This window comes from Haladaptatus sp. SPP-AMP-3 (genome assembly GCF_049568665.1).
In the GTDB taxonomy this organism is placed as follows: domain Archaea; phylum Halobacteriota; class Halobacteria; order Halobacteriales; family Haladaptataceae; genus Haladaptatus; species Haladaptatus paucihalophilus.
On record NZ_CP145899.1, the window covers coordinates 15,928 to 35,984 of the forward strand.

At 60.2% G+C, this 20,057-nt stretch carries 20 protein-coding genes; 8 read left to right on the plus strand and 12 right to left on the minus strand.

What is annotated here, in order from left to right:
• Positions 1-248 precede the first annotated feature (248 nt).
• On the minus strand, positions 249-1,220 hold the full coding sequence (locus V5735_RS18595) for a hypothetical protein (protein ID WP_423746444.1): 972 nt from the start codon (positions 1,218-1,220) through the stop codon (positions 249-251).
• Between the two features lie 597 nt (positions 1,221-1,817).
• Here V5735_RS18595 and V5735_RS18600 point away from each other — a divergent pair.
• The gene (locus V5735_RS18600; protein WP_423746445.1) at positions 1,818-3,281 is read left to right on the plus strand and encodes a glycyl aminopeptidase; all 1,464 of its coding nucleotides are present in this window, start codon (positions 1,818-1,820) and stop codon (positions 3,279-3,281) included.
• A gap of 27 nt (positions 3,282-3,308) precedes the next feature.
• Here V5735_RS18600 and V5735_RS18605 read toward each other — a convergent pair whose 3' ends face one another.
• Both V5735_RS18605 and V5735_RS18610 read right to left on the minus strand, forming a co-directional pair.
• A complete protein-coding gene (locus V5735_RS18605) occupies positions 3,309-3,509 on the minus strand; it encodes a hypothetical protein (RefSeq protein ID WP_423746446.1) in 201 nt (66 codons plus the stop codon).
• 123 nt (positions 3,510-3,632) lie between these two features.
• Complete coding sequence (locus V5735_RS18610) at positions 3,633-5,306, minus strand: NAD+ synthase (RefSeq protein WP_423746465.1); 1,674 nt, start codon at positions 5,304-5,306, stop codon at positions 3,633-3,635.
• Positions 5,307-5,497: 191 nt separating this feature from the next.
• Here V5735_RS18610 and V5735_RS18615 point away from each other — a divergent pair, with 191 nt between their 5' ends.
• On the plus strand, positions 5,498-5,995 hold the full coding sequence (locus tag V5735_RS18615; RefSeq protein ID WP_423746447.1) for a PH domain-containing protein: 498 nt from the start codon (positions 5,498-5,500) through the stop codon (positions 5,993-5,995).
• Positions 5,996-6,187: 192 nt separating this feature from the next.
• Entirely contained in the window at positions 6,188-6,493 is a 306-nt protein-coding gene (locus V5735_RS18620) for a hypothetical protein (protein WP_423746448.1), read from the plus strand.
• Between the two features lie 53 nt (positions 6,494-6,546).
• On the opposite strand, the gene V5735_RS18625 is transcribed toward V5735_RS18620, so the two are convergent.
• A complete protein-coding gene (locus V5735_RS18625; RefSeq protein ID WP_069450747.1) occupies positions 6,547-6,843 on the minus strand; it encodes a hypothetical protein in 297 nt (98 codons plus the stop codon).
• A 245-nt stretch (positions 6,844-7,088) separates the two neighbouring features.
• Between V5735_RS18625 and V5735_RS18630 the strand changes: the two genes are divergently transcribed.
• On the plus strand, positions 7,089-7,457 hold the full coding sequence (locus tag V5735_RS18630) for a hypothetical protein (RefSeq protein ID WP_423746449.1): 369 nt from the start codon (positions 7,089-7,091) through the stop codon (positions 7,455-7,457).
• 52 nt (positions 7,458-7,509) lie between these two features.
• Entirely contained in the window at positions 7,510-8,691 is a 1,182-nt protein-coding gene (gene glmU / locus V5735_RS18635; protein ID WP_423746450.1) for a bifunctional sugar-1-phosphate nucleotidylyltransferase/acetyltransferase, read from the plus strand.
• Positions 8,692-8,789: 98 nt separating this feature from the next.
• On the opposite strand, the gene V5735_RS18640 is transcribed toward glmU, so the two are convergent.
• The 8 genes from V5735_RS18640 to V5735_RS18675 form a co-directional block, all read right to left on the minus strand.
• Complete coding sequence (locus tag V5735_RS18640; RefSeq protein ID WP_007981253.1) at positions 8,790-9,026, minus strand: DUF7563 family protein; 237 nt, start codon at positions 9,024-9,026, stop codon at positions 8,790-8,792.
• 119 nt (positions 9,027-9,145) lie between these two features.
• Complete coding sequence (locus tag V5735_RS18645; protein WP_423746451.1) at positions 9,146-10,369, minus strand: DUF7343 domain-containing protein; 1,224 nt, start codon at positions 10,367-10,369, stop codon at positions 9,146-9,148.
• Positions 10,370-10,510: 141 nt separating this feature from the next.
• Positions 10,511-11,107, minus strand: coding sequence for a DUF7344 domain-containing protein (locus tag V5735_RS18650; protein WP_423746452.1), 597 nt, complete (start codon positions 11,105-11,107; stop codon positions 10,511-10,513).
• Between the two features lie 356 nt (positions 11,108-11,463).
• Positions 11,464-12,378, minus strand: a complete 915-nt coding sequence (locus V5735_RS18655; RefSeq protein ID WP_423746453.1) for a glycosyltransferase family 2 protein — start codon at positions 12,376-12,378, stop codon at positions 11,464-11,466.
• 45 nt (positions 12,379-12,423) lie between these two features.
• Complete coding sequence (locus V5735_RS18660; RefSeq protein WP_423746454.1) at positions 12,424-13,122, minus strand: DUF7519 family protein; 699 nt, start codon at positions 13,120-13,122, stop codon at positions 12,424-12,426.
• Positions 13,119-14,366 carry a DUF58 domain-containing protein gene (locus V5735_RS18665; protein ID WP_423746455.1) on the minus strand — a complete coding sequence of 416 codons (1,248 nt, stop codon included), beginning with the start codon at positions 14,364-14,366 and terminating at the stop codon, positions 13,119-13,121. The genes V5735_RS18660 and V5735_RS18665 overlap by 4 nt, the downstream gene beginning before the upstream one ends.
• Positions 14,363-14,944, minus strand: a complete 582-nt coding sequence (locus V5735_RS18670; RefSeq protein WP_423746456.1) for a DUF7269 family protein — start codon at positions 14,942-14,944, stop codon at positions 14,363-14,365. Before V5735_RS18670 ends, V5735_RS18665 begins: the two co-directional genes overlap by 4 nt.
• The gene (locus tag V5735_RS18675) at positions 14,941-15,684 is read right to left on the minus strand and encodes a DUF4129 domain-containing protein (RefSeq protein WP_423746457.1); all 744 of its coding nucleotides are present in this window, start codon (positions 15,682-15,684) and stop codon (positions 14,941-14,943) included. Before V5735_RS18675 ends, V5735_RS18670 begins: the two co-directional genes overlap by 4 nt.
• A 218-nt stretch (positions 15,685-15,902) precedes the next feature.
• Between V5735_RS18675 and V5735_RS18680 the strand changes: the two genes are divergently transcribed.
• From V5735_RS18680 to V5735_RS18690, 3 genes are all read left to right on the plus strand, one after another.
• The gene (locus tag V5735_RS18680; RefSeq protein WP_423746458.1) at positions 15,903-17,153 is read left to right on the plus strand and encodes a glycosyltransferase; all 1,251 of its coding nucleotides are present in this window, start codon (positions 15,903-15,905) and stop codon (positions 17,151-17,153) included.
• A gap of 444 nt (positions 17,154-17,597) precedes the next feature.
• Positions 17,598-19,055, plus strand: coding sequence for a hypothetical protein (locus V5735_RS18685; RefSeq protein ID WP_423746459.1), 1,458 nt, complete (start codon positions 17,598-17,600; stop codon positions 19,053-19,055).
• A gap of 63 nt (positions 19,056-19,118) precedes the next feature.
• On the plus strand, positions 19,119-20,024 hold the full coding sequence (locus tag V5735_RS18690) for a hypothetical protein (RefSeq protein ID WP_423746460.1): 906 nt from the start codon (positions 19,119-19,121) through the stop codon (positions 20,022-20,024).
• Positions 20,025-20,057 lie beyond the last annotated feature (33 nt).

The window sequence follows — 20,057 nt, forward strand, 5'->3', positions numbered from 1 at the left end:
CTATCTGATTACCATCGAACGATTTGGATTGAGCGGATGGGTTGGTGATACCGACTGAAGCCTCACCGAATAATGGTTTTGCACACATACACGCACGAGATGCAGGCCAGCTGTTTCCGCAATTCGTGGATTGGCGGTTGGGAGAGCAGTCACCGACGAATTGTGCCGCTCGTACACTATCACAACCACCTGCGACTGTACCAACCATTCGGCAGCAGACGTCAGTGCTGTGACCCACTCACCCGTTGTTAATCACTACAGGAGACAACCGTCACCGTTTTTTCGGAGGTCGTGAGATAGCGACTTGGTTTTCCACATGTGATTGAACGAAGCGAATCGACTCGTTCGTAATCGTAGACTTCGTTATATGTTTCGAGAAATTCAGTCATTTCGTCTGTATTCTCCCATGTAACCCTCCATGTAACGATAGTGGAGTCGTTCGCCCGAAAGTAGTCCATCCGATCGTTCGTCCATCCATCAGCGGCGGTGGTTGCACGGTCGGAACTGACGCCTTTACTTCTAAACGTTTCTCGGAGGAACAACTCGCCGATGCGGTCTGTTTGGATGTGGTCCAGTGAGTTCATCGATAGGTTCGGACGCAATGGATACCCATGAACGTGGATTGACTCGTCTGGATGTAGAATCTGTGCCGTCGAATTTGGTCGATCAGATTCTGGGGTGGCTCGCTGGTCTGTTTGCTTGCTGTAACGATACCCCGAGTAGTACACCGACTGAACCACCTGGCGCTTCCAGTTGCGATCATCGGTGTTCAATGCGGAAACGTTCAAATGTCCTCCATATTGTTCGATGTACAAATCCGAGACGTACAGCGAGATGCCGTTTGCGACTGCCTCTCGGGCGAGAATCGCATCAGTTGTTCGTATCGTGGCTGCACGCTCGTTCGAAGAACCGTCAACGGCAGTCGCTTCTGATGCTTCGATGGCGTCGCTCAGTTCGTGGGTGACAAGCCCTTCGTACGAGATCCACGTGACGTTTTCGACGACCGTTTCGTTCGCAAGATAGATCTCTATTGGCCCACCACTTGGTGAAAACGTTGTATGGCCAAGTGATGATCGTTGCCGCGAATTTATCGTCGCGTCGAGTTCGAAGAAGGTGAGACCCGCCTCGTCGACGCGTGCAAACCGTCCCCCATTTGGCGTTGTATCGACCCCTCCCTGGAATCTTTCGATACACATCGAGAGATTTTGCCGCAGTTGCATTCCTTTAATGCGTTCGACGCGTGAGAGTATCTGCTGGTAGTTGTAGTCGGGTAATGACGCGCACGTTGAGACTGTGATGTTTCGGTCACGTCTCACGGAATCATGAGTGCTATTCACATAGAATCCCGCGAGCAAAGCGAGGATTAGTATCGCACCGAATGCTAGATGACTGTATGATTTCCCCATTAATTAAAATAGTATACTATGATATGGGATATATTATTTTTGTATCAATGTTTGGGTGTGGAGATGATATGCGACGATCGATCGAACGATGCGAAAGACAGTGTGAATTTCGAGGAGAAGTTTTCAGACCGTGACGCTCGAATCGACTGCTTTCACTCATTTTGTAAGGAAGTCGGTTGAGCACTCGTTGATGGTTGCAGCGGTTCGGACACCACTACAACCACAATCAACTCAATTAGGCTCTTGATGGACGATACCAACCGCGGGGATTCAGAGCGAAACGGTGCTTAGCCACAAGACATGTTTTCCTTTCTATCTGCTTGCTTCGTAACGCCGCGCTACGGGTTTGACGTCCCCTGTTTCGCTTCAGGCGACGTATAACAAAACGCCATCCTCTCGACGGCACTGTCGATGGGGTCTGTGGGTCTGGTTTCCGGGAGGACAGTTGCACTGCTACTCGTGCTGTCGCTCGTCGCCGGGACGTTCGTCCCGCCAGCGACGGCGCAATCGTCGTCGGGCCCGCCGCGAGTTTCGATTTCCGTCGAGCGTCGTCCGGCGGATCACGGGGTGGTTCGGTACCACCTCGATTTCGAGACGCCGGATGACGCACACCGATTCTGGCTCATCAATTACACCGGAAACGTGGTGTCCCCCGAGGGATTCGTCGCCGACAGCACGAAGAACGGAAACCACGCGCTCCGGTGGGACGGGGAGACGGAATCGCCCTCGATGACGATAACCACCAGCGTGAAATCGCGGAGCGGCCGGGAGTTCGCGGCCACCGACGACTGGACGCTCGCGCCGACGCCGCGGGTGTCGGTCGCGTGGGGGGAGAGCGGAGACGGCGAGTGGAGTTACTTCCATCCGTTTCAGGACGAGTATCCGAAGCGGAGCGTCTCGTTCGCCGACGCCGGTGTTCTCGGGTCGGCGTTCACCTACGTGGGCAAGTACGACGAACACGTCCGCCGTGAGAACGGGCAACGATTCCGGATGATCGTCGCCGCCGACGCGGCACCCGCCGAGTCGCCGCGGAACGTTTTCGACTCGCTCGCCGCGGCGAGCGAGCGGATTCCGGGGGAGGCTCCGGACGACGTGTTGCTGTTCGTCCTCCCCGACCCGATATGGCGCGGCGGGTACGCCTCGCCGAAGTACGACGAACTGTGGGTACACGAGGCCGCTCGGCTCGACGACCCGCAGAACCTCTGGCTGCACGAGTACATCCACACGCGCCAGTCGTTCGACCTCGGCGACCGAATGAGCTGGTTCCGCGAGGCGAGCGCCGCGTACTTCGCGTCCGACTTGGCCATGCAGCAGGGGCGGACGTCCAAATCCGCCGTCGCAGACACGCTCTCGTTGAAGCCGTACGACGAGTCCGTGCTCTCGAACCCGGACACGTGGGCAAACCGCGAGGTTCCGTACTACCGCGGCGCGCTCACCCTCTGGGCGCTCGACGAGAAGATACAGAAGGCAACGGACGGAAAGCGGAGTCTCATGGACGTGTTCGACCGGATGAACCGACGGGACGGGACGGTCACCTACGCCGACTTCGAGAAAATCGTTGCCGACGTGGCCGGACAGTCGATGACGCCGTGGTTGGACGAACACGTCACGACCACCACGAAGCCGAACCTCGAGCCGTTGCAAAACTCGGATAATGCGGGGTACGTCGGGAAGGCCGCTAGCGGTTCGAACGACAACGGTAACTCCGGGAAGGAGTCCGACGGATTGGGTGACGTCCGGCCCCCCGCCGAGACGGGCGACCTTCCTTCGACGCTCGTCCTCTGGGGCGGGCTCGGTCTCGTCGGGTTGGTGTTCGGGTTGACGCTCGCACAGTACGTCTCGGGCTTCGTGTCCCGCTTCCGTGGCGGGAAGTAACGGAACGATTCGCCCTCGCTTTCCGGATCAGTGGAGCGGGAGCGACCGCAACAGCGTCGCCAGTCCGACGACCAGCAACCCGAGGATTTTCAGCCACACCTCGATAGCGCTTCCCCACACCTTCAGCAACTCGCCGAACCGACGACACCGCGTCGTCGGTTCGGCGAGCGATTCGTCTCTCGAATCGTTTGACGGAGAGTCCCCCGTCGTTGTACTACTGATTCTCATACAACCATTCCTCGATGCAAAGGACGGACCGGCCTCCTCACCGAACTTTATTTACGCTACACGGGTATAAAAACCATTTCTAAGTTCGGTGAAAGTGAAACGAGACGACGTAGCACGTTCCGCTCACTTCGACAGTACACCCTCGTAGTTCGCCGCGAGCGGGTACCGCCACCCGACGCCGAACGCCTTCGGCGACACCTTCAGCACGGGGGCGGCCTGAAAGCGCTTGTACTCGGCGCGATGGAGCATCGAAAGCACGCGCTCGACCGTCTCGCGGTCGTGTCCTGATTCGACCAGTTCGTCGGTCGTTTGCCCCTCGTCCACGTATCCCGCGAGAATCGAATCGAGTATCTCGTACGGCGGGAGGTCGTCCTCGTCCGTTTGGTCCGCTCGAAGCTCGGCGGAGGGCGGTTTCTCGATGACGCGCTCGGGGATGGTTTCCTCGCGTTCGTTCAGATGTTTTGCGAGGTCGTAGACGAACGTCTTCGGACAGTCGGCGATGGGAGCGAGCGCACCGCACATGTCGCCGTAGAGGGTGGTGTAGCCCACCGCGAGTTCGCTCCGGTTGCTCGTGGCGAGGAGCAGACGACTCTGTTCGTTGGCGATCGCCATCAGCGTCGTCGCTCGGATTCGGGCCTGTACGTTCTCCTCCGTGACGCCCGGCGTTTCGTCGAGAATCGGCGTCAGCTCGCGCTCGAACGCTTGGAAGGTGTCCTCTATCGGGAGGTCGAGAAAGTCGATGCCGAGGTTTTCGGCGAGCTCGCGGGCGTCGATTTCGCTCGCGTCGCTGGTGTATCGGGTCGGCATGCCGACTCCGAGGACGTTCTCCGGGCCGAGCGCGTCGGCGGCCAGCGCGGCCGTTATCGAGGAGTCGATACCGCCCGAGAGACCGACGACGACTTTCCCGAACCCCGTCTTGTGGACGTAATCCCGAATTCCGAGGGCGAGTGCCGACCGGATTTCGGCCGGGCCCGTCGTGGGTTCGTCGGCGACGTCGTACGTCGGGGGTGACTCGACATCGAGTGGGACGTCGTAGACGGCGAAATCCTCCTCGAAGGCGGCGAGTCGGCAGGCTAACGTCCCGTCGGGTGCGACGACGAACGACCGACCGTCGAAGACGAGTTCGTCGTTCGCCCCGACTTGGTTCACGAAGACGAGCCATTTGCCGTGGTCTTTCGCGTGTGCGCCGAACAGTCGTTCCCGAAACGCACCTTTCCCGCCGTAGAACGGACTCGCGGAGCAGTTCACGAGCAGGTCCGTTCCCGCGTCAACGAGGTCCTCGATGGGGTCTTCGTCGTACTCCGGCCGCTCCCACACGTCGGGTTCGTTCCACGCGTCCTCACAGACGCTCACGCCGAGTTCGGTGCCGTCGGGGAGCGCGTGGACCGGTTGCCGCGTCGCGGGTTGGAAGAATCTGTCCTCGTCGAACACGTCGTAGGTCGGGAGGAGTCGTTTTACGGTTCGGCCTACCACGTTTCCATCCCGACAGACCGCGACCGCGTTTCGCACCTCCTTCCCGTACGCCTCGGGATTTCGGGCCACGAATCCGACGAGGGCGGTGATGTCGGTCGTCTCCGCCGCGATTCGGTCGAGCGCTTCGCGCTGTGTGTCGACGAACGCCGTCCGTTTCACGAGGTCCTGCGGCGGGTAGCCGACTAGTGCGAGTTCCGAAAACACCACGAGGTCGGCGTTCGCTTCGCGTGCGCGGTGGATGTCGTCCACGATTTTTCGTTCGTTCCCCGCGATATCACCCACGGTGTAGTTCCGCTGTCCCAGTGCGACCCGAACTGTGCTCATCTCTCCCACGGTGTATCGAACGTCACCGAGCGGGAAAATCGTACTGTCGTCGTGAGCCACGTCGGCGAGGAGCGCGGCCACCGACGACGGGTGAGGAGTGATCGAATCGCCTTCGTCATCGTTTCCGGTTCGATTTTCCCCGCATTCGCGGCAAAACATAAAGACGCTTGCCGTTCTCGTTCTGGCATATCATGGCAAGAGATTTCGACGTGCCGTGGCTTCACCTCACGCCCAACGAAGAGGTACTATGGGCCAGTCATCGAAGCGTCTATTTCGTTCTCCCGCCCATCGTCCTCGGTATCGCCCTCCTCTTGCTCGGCGCGGGAGTCGTTGGAAGCAACGTCTTCGGTGGGATCAGCTGGGTCGGCGTCCTCCTCATCCCGGTCGGTTTCGCCATCGCCATTCCCCCCTTCGTTCGGTGGCGAAGCGAGTGGTTCGTCCTCACGACGGAAGAGGTGTATCACAAACGCGGCGTCTTCGCGCAGGACGTCACGCAGATACGACTCGACCGGGTTCGAAACACCGCCTTCTCACAGTCGGTTTTGGAGCGCGTCCTCGACTATGGCACGGTAACTATACACACGGCGGGCGTTACGACGGACAACCTCGTGTTCGAAAACGTTTCCAACCCGCAATCCGTCAACGGACTGTTGACTGAGCAGCTGGATCGCGTCTCTCCTCGGCGGTAAATTTCGAGGTGTCTGTTTTCGGGTTTCAGGCTCCCAAACCGCAACCTACGCGGTTTGAAACTATCTGAAACGGTGCACGACGAGTTTCTGTTTTTATTACCCCCCGAAGAGATGGCAAAATCGAGGAAAGCGAAAATGAGCCAAACTGACAGTGCCGCTCTCTGGACAGGTCCCCAAGAATTCGAGGGTTCATTGAAAACCCTTTTAGTTGCGGCCCGCCGCGGTGGCGCCACCTTCGACCGCTCGTGGACGTTCCGTCACGACGATGACCATCCTGACCTCATGGTCGAAGTGACGCGACTCGTGGGTGATCCCGACACCACGCATTCCTGTGACGAATACGCCCCGACGATGGGGGAAACGGAGTTCGAAACCGAACTGTCATCCCTCCTCCGTAGTGCCTCTCGGTCGGGCATCGGCTTCGACCGTGCGTGGACGTTCCGCTGTGCCGATGGTATCGACCTGATGGTCGAAATCACACGGCTCGCCAAACGATAAGAACAGTCCTCCTCCAAACGGCTCACCCCGACGCCGCTCTCCCTGGCGCCTTTTCACACCGCTTCGACGTCCTGTAGCTTGCCGAGCGGCTGTCGCTCTTCCGCCACCGGCTTGAGTCGGTCCACTTGCGGGTCGAGCCATCCACCGGCCCACTGGGTTTCGACGCGGAGATAGTCTCCGGCGAACGTTTTCACGAGGATGGTGAATCGGTCGTTCGTCCGGTCGATGTCGTGAACGTGACAATCGATATCGACATCTGCGACGGTAACGCGGAGGGGGTCTTCGATTTCGAGGCCGACGAACGAATCAACCAAGTCGGAAACCTCGTGGCGGCTTTCGGTCGCACTCATTACACCTCCCTTTTTCCCCGAGACCCAAAAAGGGGGAATACGGTTTCACACCGTTCTATTCGCTGCCCGACAGCAGAAAAACGGTCTACGTCTTGCGTTTTTCGCCATTTTATGTTGAACGGACGCCAATATATCGTCCCCCTATATAAAGAATGGGGACACGAAGGTCAACACCTTTCCCCTGTTCTCCGAAACGAGTTGGTAGAGATGATTCGGGTGTGCCACGACGCGAGCGAGGGATATCTATGAGTCAGGTCGCCAGCCACGTCGTCAAGGAGGCGGACGGATACCACGGCGCTATTCCGGCCCGTCTCGGCGATTATCGGCTTCTGCGGAACGTCTACGGTGCCATCGAGTGGTCGGATGGGAAGGAGTCGGTGTTCTGTCGTCGCGTCGGCGACGAGTGGCAGGCCCTCGTTGCTCGGAAGGGGGTCACGCGGACGCTTCTCCCCGGACTCGGGTCGAAAAATCACGCGCTGTGGCTGCTCCGTGAATACGTGGAGTTCGGTCGAACCTACGAGGGGACGGACGTCTGGTCGGAACTGCCATCCCGTGAGCAATCGAATCCGTTTCGCGACATCCTCTCGTCGAACCGCTCCACGACTCGACTGTAGTCCCGACGTTAGTCCGTGAATAATTATACGCCTTCTAGCGGAAGGTACTGCTATGCAGGCAATCGTTCTGGCCGCGGGTGAGGGTACACGAATGCGACCCCTTTCCGCATCGTGTCCGAAACCCATGTTGCCGGTTGCAGAGGAACCACTCGTCGCACATACCGCGCGCGCCGCCGTCGAGGCGGGTGCGGACGAACTCGTCCTCGTCGTCGGGTACGAAGCTGATACGGTTCGGGAGTACTTCGGCGCGGAGTACGCCGGTATCCCGGTCAAATACTCGGTACAGGAAGAACAGCGCGGGACCGCGGACGCGGTTCGTGCGGCACGCGAGCACATCGACGGCCCGTTCGCCGTCCTCAACGGCGACAACCTCTATGACACCGCGGCTGTGAAACGACTCCTCTCGAACGGTCCGGGGGTCGGGACGTATCACGTCGAGGACCCCTCGAACTACGGCGTCATCTCCACGGACGGAGCGCGCGCGACGGGTATCGTCGAGAAACCGGACGACCCGCCGACGAACCTCGCCAACACGGGGGCCTACGTCTTCCCCGAGGAAGCGCGCGACTGGCTCGACGTGGGCGAAAGCGAACGCGGGGAGTTCGAAATTACGGACGTCGTGGAACGCGTCATCGAGGAGTACGACGTCACCGCCGTCGAAGTGGAGCGATGGCTCGACGTGGGTCGTCCGTGGGAACTGCTCGAAGCGAACGAGTGGAAACTCGACGAATTGGAACGCGACGTCCGCGGGGACGTGAGCGAGCGAGCCACGCTCGACGGAAACGTCGTCGTCGAGGATGGTGCCACCGTCAAATCCGGCGTCGTCATCGAGGGACCGGCACTCATCCGTTCGGGTGCGTCCGTCGGACCGAACGCCTACATCCGCGGGGCGACGCTCGTGGACGAGGATGCGAAAGTCGGCCACAGCGTCGAAGTCAAAAACAGCGTCATGTCGCCCGGTGCGACGGTCGGCCACCTCTCGTACGTCGGGGATAGCGTCCTCGGCCGCGACGTGAACTTCGGCGCGGGGACGAACGTCGCCAATCTCCGCCACGACGGGGAGTCGGTAAAACACACCGTGAAGGGTGACCGCGTTTCGACGGGCCGACGGAAGTTCGGCGTCGTCGTCGGTGACGACGTGAAAACCGGTATCAACACCAGCCTCTATCCCGGTGTCTCCCTCTCCGAGGGGTCGATGACACGCCCGAACGAGGAAGTCTCTCGCGACAAGTAGTACATCCGCCGCGCTTTTCGTTACGATTCGGTTTCAGTAGTCACTCGCATCGTTCGCGTCCGAGAGAACTGCGGTGGAGAAAAGGTGCCTAACGGACACTACCGCATTTCCTCACGGGCGCGGTTGGCTTCCACCGGGTCGTTGGCGCGACCTTTCTTCACTTCGGTCGCCGTCATACATTCGAAACACCCGTACACCTCGTTTCGGTTGTTCCCGAACACGCGGGCGAACTGCGGCGTCACGAACGAATCGCAATTGCGACACTGCGTATCGGCCATCGTGCTGTCGTCGGCGTTCCGGGAACTGCTCATGTCTATCGACATCGTTTCCGCCATCACAGGGTACCACCATTATTATCCAGGGATTAAGGAGATGAAACTGGACGGAACCGTGTCGAAACTCTGTATTGTTGAAACGGTTCCCCCTTGCCTGTGCGCGGTTTTTAAATATCTATTCAGCTATACGAATCTCCTTCGTGTGGCGACCGTGCGCCGCTGGGTTTCGCGCCATCGAGGTATACAATGTTCCCCCGACCGACGCGCAATCGGTTGATGTCGCCCCGTTCTTCCATCCGGGAGAGCAGTCTGCTGACTTTCGACTTCGACCACCCGGTTTCGTCGACGATATCGACTTGTTTCATCCGTCCGCGGTTCTCGTTGAGCAGCTTGAGAACGAGCCCTTCGTCCGTGAGGATGTCGTCCTCGTCGTCCCCCTCCGGTTCAGTCGGCGGTGGTGCTGTGTCACCGGAAACCGGCATCGATGCGTCCGCATTCGAGTCGTCGTTATCGTGGTTGTTCCGCCAGAAGGCCACCGCACCACCGCCGATAGCGAATCCGAGGAGGCCGATAAGGAACCATTGTAACCCGGAGAATCCCCCCGATTTTTCCTGTCCCCCACCCGCGATCGTCGTGGACGACGTGGTGTCCGCGGTGCTCATCGGTTTCGGGTCCTTTCCGTCGTCTATCCCATCACCGTCGCTGTCCGCGTTCCTCGGGTTCGTCCCGACGAGGATCTCCTTTCCGTCGAGGAGACCGTCGCCGTCGCTGTCGTTGCTGATCGGGTTCGTCTTCCGTTTGTGTATCTCTTCCCCGTCGTTGATGCCGTCGCTGTCCATGTCCGGGTCGTTGAACGCGTCTTTCGGCCAATCGTCCGTTCGTATTTTCGAAACCTCGAACTCGTTCGTCAGACCGTCCTGGTCGAGGTCGCCCCCTTTCGTGATGACCGTCTGGTTGATACTGCGGCTGTCGAACGTCGGGACGTTGCTCCCGAAGGTCGGTCGAAGGCGGAAGTAGAGCGTTCGCTCGCCGGTTTTCGTCGCGTTGGAACCGTTGAGCGAGACGGTCGCTTTCGAACCGTTTCCGATCGTCGTGCTCTGACAGTCGAGTTCCTCCGGGTCGCTGCCGGTACGGTTATCGTACAGACAGACCGAGTACTTTCCCTCGCTCGCGTTTATCTGATATGTGACATCGGCGGTGTACTTCTCCGATTGCCAGACGTACGTCACGCCGTTCGTGGTCGTGACGACGGCGTTACCGGTTCGATTTATCGAGATAATCCGTCCGGTATCCGCCTCGTCTTTCCCTCCGACTGACGCCGGAACCAACGCGACACCGACGACGAGGAAAGCGACAAGGATAGCGCAGATAGACCACCAGTCACGGTTCCGGGGACCGAACATTTGTTTCGACTACGTAGTGGGGTGCTTAGTTCCTTTGGCATATAGTTCTGTGTCAGACAAATGTTAATCATATACATTTATATTTGATAAAACACATATAAAAACAGACTGTTCTGGATCGGTCGGACCGGGACCGGAACCTTACCGAAGTATGAATTGCATCGCGGAGATCATCGCGTAGAGACCGACGACGAACGCACCGAGAGCGTTGGTCGAGGCAGCGGAAATGAGCGGCGCGTTCAGCCACGCGGCCGCGAACGTTCCCGCGCTCAGTGCGGTCGCCCACCGATAGTAACTGAACCAGCGGTTGTTCTCCGATTCGATGTCGATATCGGTTTCCGACACGTCAGTGTCGGCGTCAGTACCTTCAGTCGGTTCGAGATAGGGGTCGAACTCGTCAGCTAACTGGCCGCGTTCGACGATGCCGCGACTTTTGTTGTACTCGATGATCCCTTCTTCGTCGAGTTTCGGGAGGTGAGATTGGTACAGGGCTATGTACACGCGCTGGCGTTCGTCCGAAGCGAGCGCCTGCACGGTCGTATCGTTTTCCCACGCCGCGACCTGTTCTGCGAGGTCGCGCATCTCGACCGGCGTGTCGTGTTCTTTCAGGTATCGGAGTGCGTGTCGCCGACGTTGCGTTTGGAGGATGTGGAAGATTTTGTCCTTCGTCAGCGCGACCGGTTCATCCTCGTTCGGCAACGACGTGGCTTCAGAGAGAGTTTGCGTCGTAGCGCTCATGATTCTTCGATGGATTGCATACGGCGACACATCATAAATCAGACCGACTCTCTCGCTTTCTTGCGAGCCGTTGCATTCCGTTCACGTCTTGCGATTGTACGGTTTGAACAGAGTGAACTGAGCGCGAATTTATGTTTCTTCGGAGAGCATTCGTGAGATTCGAAAAATGTGTGGGAGTGTCTATCTTTTTGTCATTGACTGAAAAATAGTCAGTACCAGGAACGATACGATCACTACCCCCGTCGTTTCCGTCGGCGACAGCATCCCCAACGGACCAAAATCGAAGACGCTACCGCCGAATAAGAGGGTCGAGAGTACCGAGAGCGCCAGATAGTAGTGTGCGTATCGGGGTTGTGTCATCCGATGTTTGTTTTGACTCCCTTATAGAGGTTCAACAGCAGTCCCGGAAGCTGTCGTGGTTCCGGCCGACGCGACTGGCGCAGGTATCGAAACCCCGTCCGGAACTGACCCTCATCCAAATAGTGGCGGGCGAGAATGTAATGATGTGCGCCGGTCACGTCGATTCCCTGCTGTTCGAGCCGTTCAACTTCCTCGGAGAACGTCCGACGGAAGTGTTCGTCCGCTTTGGCGACCGAATCGGCCGGTGGCGACCCCGTTTCGTATCGGAGCAGCAGGGTCTCGTTCACGCAGGCGAGCTTCCCGTGCTTGAGAACGCGGATGAGGAACTCCGGGTCCTGAAACCGGGAGAACGACTCGTCGAACCCGTCGATTTCGCGGACGATATCGCTCTCGACGATGAGCGTCGAGCCCGCGCTCGTATGGAGGTCATCGCTCAACATCGGCCCGATGAGTTCCTTCCCACCTTCCGCACCCTCGGTCTTGTTCCGGCGTGAGATGAGTTGTGTCGCGGCTTTCACCAACGGATTCTGTCCGTCTGGGTGGACGGTTTCCGCCTTGCAGTACGCGGCGACCCATTCGTCGGACCGCAGTTCGAGCGTGAGGACCTGCTTTTCGAGTTTGGTGGGGAGCCACACGTCGTCCGAGTCGAGAAACGCCATGTACTCTCCTTTCGCCCGTTCGATGCCGGTGTTTCGCGCGGCACTCGCGCCCTGATTTTCCTCGTGCTGGACGAACTGGATTCGGTCGTCGTCGTAGGATGCAACGACCTCCTCGGTGTCGTCCTGCGATGCGTCGTCCACGATGATGAGTTCCAAGTCCTCCAGCGTCTGCGAGAGGACGCTCTCGATGGTTCGAGGGATGGCGTCCGCGCGGTTGTACGTCGGCACGATGACGCTAACAGTCGGTGCCATTTGTTGCTCAATCGTGAGCGTTCTCCGTGCTTTATTATCGACTTGCTAATCGTGGAGGGCCACCGCGAGCAGGACGATTGCGACCAACAACAGCACCAGAGACGCCAGCGAGAGTCCCGACGGACCGACGCCGCCCGAGAACGTCGCCGCCTCGACGGCGACGAGTGCGACCACACCGGTTCCCGCGACGTGAACGAGTTCGATTTCGCGCGTGTCCTGACCCCGGCCGAGGTGTTCGCCGACGTTGATGGCGTGCTCGCCCGCATCCCACGCGACGACCGTCGCGGCGCCGGCCAACAGAAGCGTCCCGAGCGTGACCGCGTTGAAGATGCCGGACGCCAGCACGCCGATGAAGACGAGCGCGGTACCCACCTTGACGAGCGCCCGGGACCCCGTTCCGCGCGCCGGGACGAGCGCGAGCGCGAGAACGATGACGCCGATCAACCCGGGAATCAGCCGGATGAAGCCGCTTAGTTTGGTAATCGCGGCGAACGCGACGCCGAGCGACCCGGCGAACCCGGCGACACCGACGAATCCGATCACCGAACCGGAGACGAGCCAGTCGCGTCGCCACAGACCGACGCCAGTGGCGAACGCCGCCACGCCGAGCAGTTCCAACGCGAGCGAAAGCGACGACGCACCGAGTTTCCACAGCGCGAACAGCGCGATACAGACCGCGAGTCCGCTCGCAACGCGCGTCGGCCGTTGCGTGGCCGTCGTCGTTCTCGTCGCCCCCGCGCTCATGCTCGAACCCTCCTCGGTCGGTCCAGTAACGCCGCGGCGAGCGGCGTCTCCGGGTCCCACTCGACGACCGGGATGTCCGCTTTTCGGAGCTCACTGAGGCGATTTTCGCGTTCGACGCCCGCGAGACGCTGCCCGACGCTCTCGTCGGCGGTGACGTCGGGACTGATGACGCTTATCCGGTGGCCGTACGCGTCGAGGCGGCGCGCCGTCTCGACGATGGTTTGGTCGGAGAGCGGCGAGAGCAACACCACCTGCGCCGCGCTGGGGAGGCGCGTTCGAAGCTGTTCGACCTGTTCGCCGTGGTCGGCCTCCTCCGTCGGCGGGAGCGATGCGAACGCCGTATGTGTCGCTAACAGTCGCTGGGCGTTGGCCCGATGCGACCGCCCCGCGCCGGGTTCCAACCAGCACTGTTCGCACCCGAACGCCGCGAGGCCGACGAGATTTCGGTCGCGGTGAAGCGACGCGAGCAACTGCTCGGCCGCGGAGACGCTGTAGGCGACGGCGTGGGGTTCGTCCGTCGTCGCTCGGTAGGCGACCTGCCGCGCATCGACGAGGACGACGACCGTCGCGGCGTTTTCCTCGCGGTATTCGACGGTCGTCAGGGAGCCGGTTCGGGCGTAGCGGTTCCAGTCGATGCGGTGCATCGCGTCGCCAGCGCGGTACTCCCGAATCCGGTGGAATTCGATGCCGCTCCCGCCTTTCTGGGCGACGATACGGCCCACTTGGTCGAGCGTTTTGTCCCGGAGCGGTCCCTCGGCACCGGTCGCGGTGCAGTCGAGTTCCGTATCCGCGGCCACGGTGGTTTCGACTTCCCGCGCGCCGCTCAAATCGCGGGCGACGACGGTCGCGGGTTCGAACGGGTGTTTGCCGTGTTTGGCCTGTATTCGGTAGGAAAAACGCACCGAGCGACCGGGCCAGAAGACGGCGCCGTCCCGCGGGGACCCGCCGGAAACGGAGAGTAGCGCGGGTACGCCGTCCACGATTCGGACGTCGGGGAGGAACCCACCCTCGTTCGTCACCGTGACCGTGACTGTCACTTCGTCGCCGGGACGCGGCGTGCTGTTGCTCAGCCGCCGTTCGAGTCGGAGTTTCGGCTCCGGGTCGGCAACCACACGCGGATAGGCGGCGAAGACGACGCCGATGACGGCGAGCAGGAGCATCGACGGTCTATCGACTGCCAGACCGACCGCGCCCGCGGCGAGCGAAAGCGCGATGACGCCCCGCCATCGGTGCGTTTCGGTCACAGCTCTTCACCCTTGTCTGAGATTTCCGCGGCGGTTCGGTGGGCGCAGTGTTGGTGCCACGTCCGGCCGGTAAGCAAGGACGAGACGCGGCGGCCCCCACTCGAACTGGGCACGTCGGAGCCGCCGAGATACGCGGCGGCGGTCGGGTCGTCTGTCCACTCCCCGGTTTCGACGAGGCGTTTCGCCTCGTTCCGGGAGCAGTTTTCGGCGCGCATGACCGTTTCCACTGCCGCCGTTCGAAGACGTTCTTCGACGGCACGCCGTCGCTTTCGACCGACGAGCGGAAGTCGATAGCGCCACGACCCGACGGTTTCGTCGAAATCGTGTCCGGCGGGCGGAACGGTGACGGGGCGCTCCGGTGCGGGCATGTCGGCTTGAACGAGGTTACCGTCCCTCCCCGACGTGAGGACGGGTATTGCCACGAGGAGGCCGACCCCGCCGATGGCGACGACGAGCAGGTAGTCGTTACCGAGCGCGGTGACGAGCGAGCGAACCGGCACCGCGTTCGCCCCCCCAGCGACCGCGAGAACGAGCGCGACGGTGCCAGCGAGTCCGAGCGTGACTCGACGACCCTTCATGTTTCACTCCCGAATCTGTCGCTATCGTGATGGATTCGGTCGAGTCGGTCGTCGGTGATCGGCTCACCGCCGTAGCGCACCTCCTCGAACGTCCGCGTCAGCGTTCGAACGGCGTCCTCGTCGCCACCGGCATCTATCGCCTCCCGCGCACACTCTCCCGGTGTCTTAGTGTGCGGACGGTCCACCCCGAACCGTTCGACCATCGACCACCACGCCCGCTCGACTTCGTTCGACGGGTCGGGAGTCGGCGCTGGTGGCGACGCCGGGCCGTTACTGGACATCGTTTCGGTCGTCGAATCGTCGAACAGGTGGTCGCGGAACCGGACGCCGACCGCGACGCCCCCGACGAGCACGGCGGCCGGAACGACCCAAACGAGGGCGCGCATGAGCTTCCGGAGCAGTGCGAGGAGGTCTTCGAGGAAGTCGAACTGCTTCCACGAGGCTTTCGACTTCGACTGCTGTTTCTGCGTGTTCGCACTGGATTGCTGTTGCCGCTGTTGGCTCGCCTGCTGATTCTCCTGCTGCTTATTCGACTGCGATGACGCCGGTGATCCCTTCGACTGGGCTTCCCGCTTCAACTCGCCCGCGTCGTTCGGATTGATGGGAAGCGACTTGTAGTTGACATCGATTACGTCGTCGGGTTTGGTGTGGACCGACGCGCCGAGCGTCGAAGCGGAGGTCCCGATAGCGAAGATACAGCACAGCGCGATACCCGCCGCGAGGAGCCTATCCGTATTCATACCGTACCCCTCCACACGCTCGATGAGCCAGTTCCACCGGTAACATGAATAGAGTATCACGTCTTCCCGGGTTAATTATAGACCTCGTAAACACTCAGTAGGGGGACCAGAACGACCGACAAGGGGTGGTTCCGGTCTGTTGCAACCCGTGTTTTCGGAGCAACACCACCGCGCTTAGTCACCCGATAATAAACACCGACGGATGCCTTTCACCACGTATGTCGAGCGACACGCGCGCGCAAGCCGTCGAACCGCCGGATTCCGGGGATGTTCCCAGGAATCACGACTTGGATGCGCTAGCGGACAAGAACTTGCTCATCGTCTCACACAGCTACAACCACTTCGTCAAGGGGCAGGTCGACGTCCTCGCCGACTACTTCTCTGAGGTGTACGTCCTCGTTCGCTACAACCGGTTCGCCGACGTCTCGCGCTATCTGCCGGTCGAGTACGCCAAGCCGTTCAGCAAGGACGCGAAGATAAACGAAGAAGACAAACCGGACAACGTTACCGTCATCAGCACGCCGCTGCTCTATCTCCCGCTCGACCTCCACCGTCGATTTCTCGGCGACCAGCACGCTCGAAAGGTGAAGAAACTCCTCGACGACGTGCCCGTCGAATTCGACGTGATTCACGCCCACCTGACGTGGACCGCCGGGTACGTCGCACGCGTCCTCCGGCGCGACCTCGGGATTCCGTTCGTCCTCACGGTCCACGAGAATCACGACCTGTTCATGGACCAACTCGAATCCTCGAACGACAAAATCGACCGAACGTGGGCCGCCGCCGACGCCATCGTTCGCGTCAATCGGCAGGACCAAGACACGCTTCGGCGGTTCAACGACGACGTGTTCTACATCCCGAACGGGTTCAGTCAGGACCGCCTTCGACGCGTTCCACAGGCCGACGCGAAGAAGAAACTCGGCATCGCGGACGACACGAACCTGCTCTTCGCGCTGGGACATCTCAAGGAGCGCAAGGGATTCCACCACCTCATCGACGTGATGCCGGAGATTATCGAACGGGAAGGCGACGTCGTTTGCGCCATCGGCGGTCACGGCGGAATGCGTTCGGAACTCGAAGAGCAGATCGAGGAGTTGGGATTGGAGAACGACGTTCGGTTGCTGGGGTACGTCTCGAACGACGACCTCCGGTACTGGATGAGCGCCTGTGACGCGTTCGTGCTTCCGAGTTACAGCGAAAGCTTCGGCCTCGTGCAGTTGGAAGCCATGGCGTGCGGGTCGCCCGTCGTCTCCACGATAAACGGCGGGAGCGAAGAGGCCGTCACCTCCGAGGACCACGGTTTCCTCGTCGATAGCCCGGAGGACCACGACGCGCTTTCGGACGCCGTGGTGCGCGCCCTCCGAAAGGACTGGGACCGCGACGGAATCGAAGCGCACGCCGAACAGTTCACGTGGGAACGCGTCTGCGTGGATATCGCACACCTCCACGCGGACGTGTTGGATTTGTAGTATTGTTTAATTCTCATCAGTATTGTATTTGTAGAACTGTCTAATCTGAATTATTATTGAATTTTTATCATTATTCTGTTCGGCTACGGAACCGTTCCGTAGCCGAACAGCGGTCTCTCCGTCCTTTTGTCGTCACCCAGTTCGTGACATGAGTTGTCATACGTTGGTTACTTAAAGAATGGAACTACTAAGCCACAGACTTTGGCCGAAAGATACTAGTAGATATTATTGTTGACCGTCAGGGCTGCCAACGTACCGAGAATCCGGTAAATCGGGGTTGTATTCCTCTCTCACGACGGTTGTCAGGAAACTCTGGGATTCAGAATGACTCATCAAAGCGACATACACGACACTAACGATTCGAAATCATCCATTGGAGCGACGCGCCGAACGTTCTTGAAAGGGGTAACCGCCGCGGGGGTATTTGCCATAGGGACGCAAACGATGTCCGGGACGGCGAGCGCCGAAATTCCGTACGCGAGCGACTACGGGACGGTCGTCAACATGGTCGACGACGCGGGTGCGGACCCGAACGAGGGCGATTCCATCACGCCGCTGCTTCGGGAGTACGCCGACGATGACACGCTTCTGTATCTTCCCGGTGGTCGATACTACATGGACGAACAGTTCCGCTTCACCGGCTTCAACAACTTCGGCATCATCGGCGAAGACGACACGACCATCGTTCCGGCCGACTACTACGATTTCGACGACGGCGGCGACTGGAATTACCGCCTCTTCCGCCTCGGCATCGCCTACAGCCCGGGTCGTGACCTCCGATTCCAGAACATCACCGTGGACCAAACGGCGGACGACACCGGGGTCCGCGTCATCGAAACAGCGATGGACGACGGTCTCATCGTCCGGGACGTCACCGTCAACGGCCAGCACGACAGCGGGACGTGGGGGCCGGGGCGGTTCGTCATCACCGATTCTAACGGTGAGGGACTCGTCGATAACTTCAGCGCGGCGGACGGCGGCGCGTGGAGCGGAAATACGCCGGCCGACCAACTGTGGCGCGGTCCGACGGGCATCATCTGCAACCGCTACAACAAGGGGAGCATCACGTTCAAGGACTGCAAGCTCGGTCGGTTCCCGGACAACGGTCTCTACGCCGCCAACGGGTCGGGTCAGATAATCGTCGACGGCGGCTACTACGAGAACAGCCAAACGGCGAGCATCCGAATCGGCGGGCGCGATAGCATCGTCAAGAACGCGACCATCTCGGTAAACGAGAGCAGCGGTCACGGTAACCAACACGCCATCCGAGCGGAGAACGCGGGATACATGCGGATTATCGACTGCGACGTGGCGGTTTCGGACCCGAACGGCGACGCCATCAAGTCGAAGAACGTCGGATTGCTGTACGTCGACGGTCTAAACGTCAAAACATCCGGGAACGACGTCTGTCACGCGCTCCGATTGCAGGACGACACGCGCCAATCGCGTATCAAGAACTCCACGTTCACCCACGAAGCGTCCGGCGGCTTCTCGCTCTGGATTCAGGACGGCGAGGACCCGGTACACGTCGAGAACAGCCGCTTCGTCGGAAACGGCGGCGACGAAAGTGCGCGGGCGGCCGTCCGATGCGACCGGGACGAGTGTAACTTCCGGGACCTCTACGTCAAGCAGTTGGGGTCGTCCCGCCGCCGAGCGTTGGTCAACACCGGGGAAAACAACTTGGTCTACAAAGGGGAGTTCCGTTCCGAGGAGTACCCCATCATCGACCACGGCGTCAGCTCGTGGATAGAAGGGGTTTATGCGAACTCGGAGCGCGACCTCCCGGGACTCCGACTGACAGAATCGGCGAGCGATACGTACGTCAAAAAGAGCCACATCGTGGACGGAATCCGCGACGATAGCAACGACGTAAGCGGCTGGGGGAACGACTTTAGCGCCTGATTCGGCCGGGAGAAGGCTTAAGGGACGGATAATAATATAGACACGAACCCTGTTCTCCGGTACATGAACATCACGGAGACGATTCGGCGTGTCCGACGTGGCATCAAGGAGCCACATCTCGTTACTCGGGAGCTGAATAAGCACTATTATAAGCGCAAGGAGCCGAGTCCCGACGCCGTCGAATTCTTCGACGAGGACTGGGACAACCTCATTATTCTCGACGCCTGCCGCTACGATACCTTCAAAAAGTGCAACACGCTTCCCGGGGAGCTTCAGTCACGGCAAACCAAATCGAGTTCGACACCGGACTTTCTCGCCACGTATTTCGACGGTGCCGACCTCCGCGATACCGTCTACGTGACCGCGAATCCCCAGCTCTACCGGAAGCGCGACCGGATAGACGTGCAACTCCACGACGTCATCAACATCTGGCAGGACGAGGGCTGGGACGACGAGTTCCGAACCGTCCGCCCCGAAACGGTCGTCGACGTCGCGAAGGACGCCGCAGAGCAGTACCCGGACAAGCGGTTGGTCGTCCACTTCATCCAACCCCACTATCCGTTCATCGGACCGACGGGGAAAGAACACCTCGACCTCGACTCGCTCGACTTCTGGAACCGCGTGATGGCCGGAGAAGTGGACGTTCCGGTCAGCGTCCTCTACCAGGCCTACGAGGAGAACGTCGAGATGGTGCTCCCGCACGTCGAGGAACTGCTCTCGACGCTCCAAGGCAAGAGCGTCGTGACGGCGGACCACGGCGAAGCGTTCGGCGAACGCGCGCGGCCGATTCCGATGGCGGAGTACGGCCATCCGAACGGCATCTACATCCCGCAACTGACGACGGTCCCGTGGCTCGTTCACCAGAACGGTGCACGACGGAGCATCACCGAGGGCGACGAGGGAGAACACATGGAAGAGGACGTGTCAGTCGACGTCGAGCAGCGATTACAGGACCTCGGATACGCGTAAAACCGTCTCTATCCGATTCATAATAAAGTCCCT

What these genes read in the sequence shown, in the direction of transcription:
- V5735_RS18595 (WP_423746444.1), bottom strand. Translation starts at nt 1,220, where the DNA reads ATGCAACTGCGGCAAAATCTCTCGATGTGTATCGAAAGATTCCAGGGA.
- V5735_RS18600 (WP_423746445.1), top strand. Translation starts at nt 1,818, where the DNA reads ATGGGGTCTGTGGGTCTGGTTTCCGGGAGGACAGTTGCACTGCTACTC.
- V5735_RS18605 (WP_423746446.1), bottom strand. Translation starts at nt 3,509, where the DNA reads ATGAGAATCAGTAGTACAACGACGGGGGACTCTCCGTCAAACGATTCG.
- V5735_RS18610 (WP_423746465.1), bottom strand. Translation starts at nt 5,306, where the DNA reads ATGAGCACAGTTCGGGTCGCACTGGGACAGCGGAACTACACCGTGGGT.
- V5735_RS18615 (WP_423746447.1), top strand. Translation starts at nt 5,498, where the DNA reads ATGGCAAGAGATTTCGACGTGCCGTGGCTTCACCTCACGCCCAACGAA.
- V5735_RS18625 (WP_069450747.1), bottom strand. Translation starts at nt 6,843, where the DNA reads ATGAGTGCGACCGAAAGCCGCCACGAGGTTTCCGACTTGGTTGATTCG.
- V5735_RS18630 (WP_423746449.1), top strand. Translation starts at nt 7,089, where the DNA reads ATGAGTCAGGTCGCCAGCCACGTCGTCAAGGAGGCGGACGGATACCAC.
- glmU (WP_423746450.1), top strand. Translation starts at nt 7,510, where the DNA reads ATGCAGGCAATCGTTCTGGCCGCGGGTGAGGGTACACGAATGCGACCC.
- V5735_RS18640 (WP_007981253.1), bottom strand. Translation starts at nt 9,026, where the DNA reads ATGGCGGAAACGATGTCGATAGACATGAGCAGTTCCCGGAACGCCGAC.
- V5735_RS18645 (WP_423746451.1), bottom strand. Translation starts at nt 10,369, where the DNA reads ATGTTCGGTCCCCGGAACCGTGACTGGTGGTCTATCTGCGCTATCCTT.
- V5735_RS18650 (WP_423746452.1), bottom strand. Translation starts at nt 11,107, where the DNA reads ATGAGCGCTACGACGCAAACTCTCTCTGAAGCCACGTCGTTGCCGAAC.
- V5735_RS18655 (WP_423746453.1), bottom strand. Translation starts at nt 12,378, where the DNA reads ATGGCACCGACTGTTAGCGTCATCGTGCCGACGTACAACCGCGCGGAC.
- V5735_RS18660 (WP_423746454.1), bottom strand. Translation starts at nt 13,122, where the DNA reads ATGAGCGCGGGGGCGACGAGAACGACGACGGCCACGCAACGGCCGACG.
- V5735_RS18670 (WP_423746456.1), bottom strand. Translation starts at nt 14,944, where the DNA reads ATGAAGGGTCGTCGAGTCACGCTCGGACTCGCTGGCACCGTCGCGCTC.
- V5735_RS18675 (WP_423746457.1), bottom strand. Translation starts at nt 15,684, where the DNA reads ATGAATACGGATAGGCTCCTCGCGGCGGGTATCGCGCTGTGCTGTATC.
- V5735_RS18680 (WP_423746458.1), top strand. Translation starts at nt 15,903, where the DNA reads ATGTCGAGCGACACGCGCGCGCAAGCCGTCGAACCGCCGGATTCCGGG.
- V5735_RS18685 (WP_423746459.1), top strand. Translation starts at nt 17,598, where the DNA reads ATGTCCGGGACGGCGAGCGCCGAAATTCCGTACGCGAGCGACTACGGG.
- V5735_RS18690 (WP_423746460.1), top strand. Translation starts at nt 19,119, where the DNA reads ATGAACATCACGGAGACGATTCGGCGTGTCCGACGTGGCATCAAGGAG.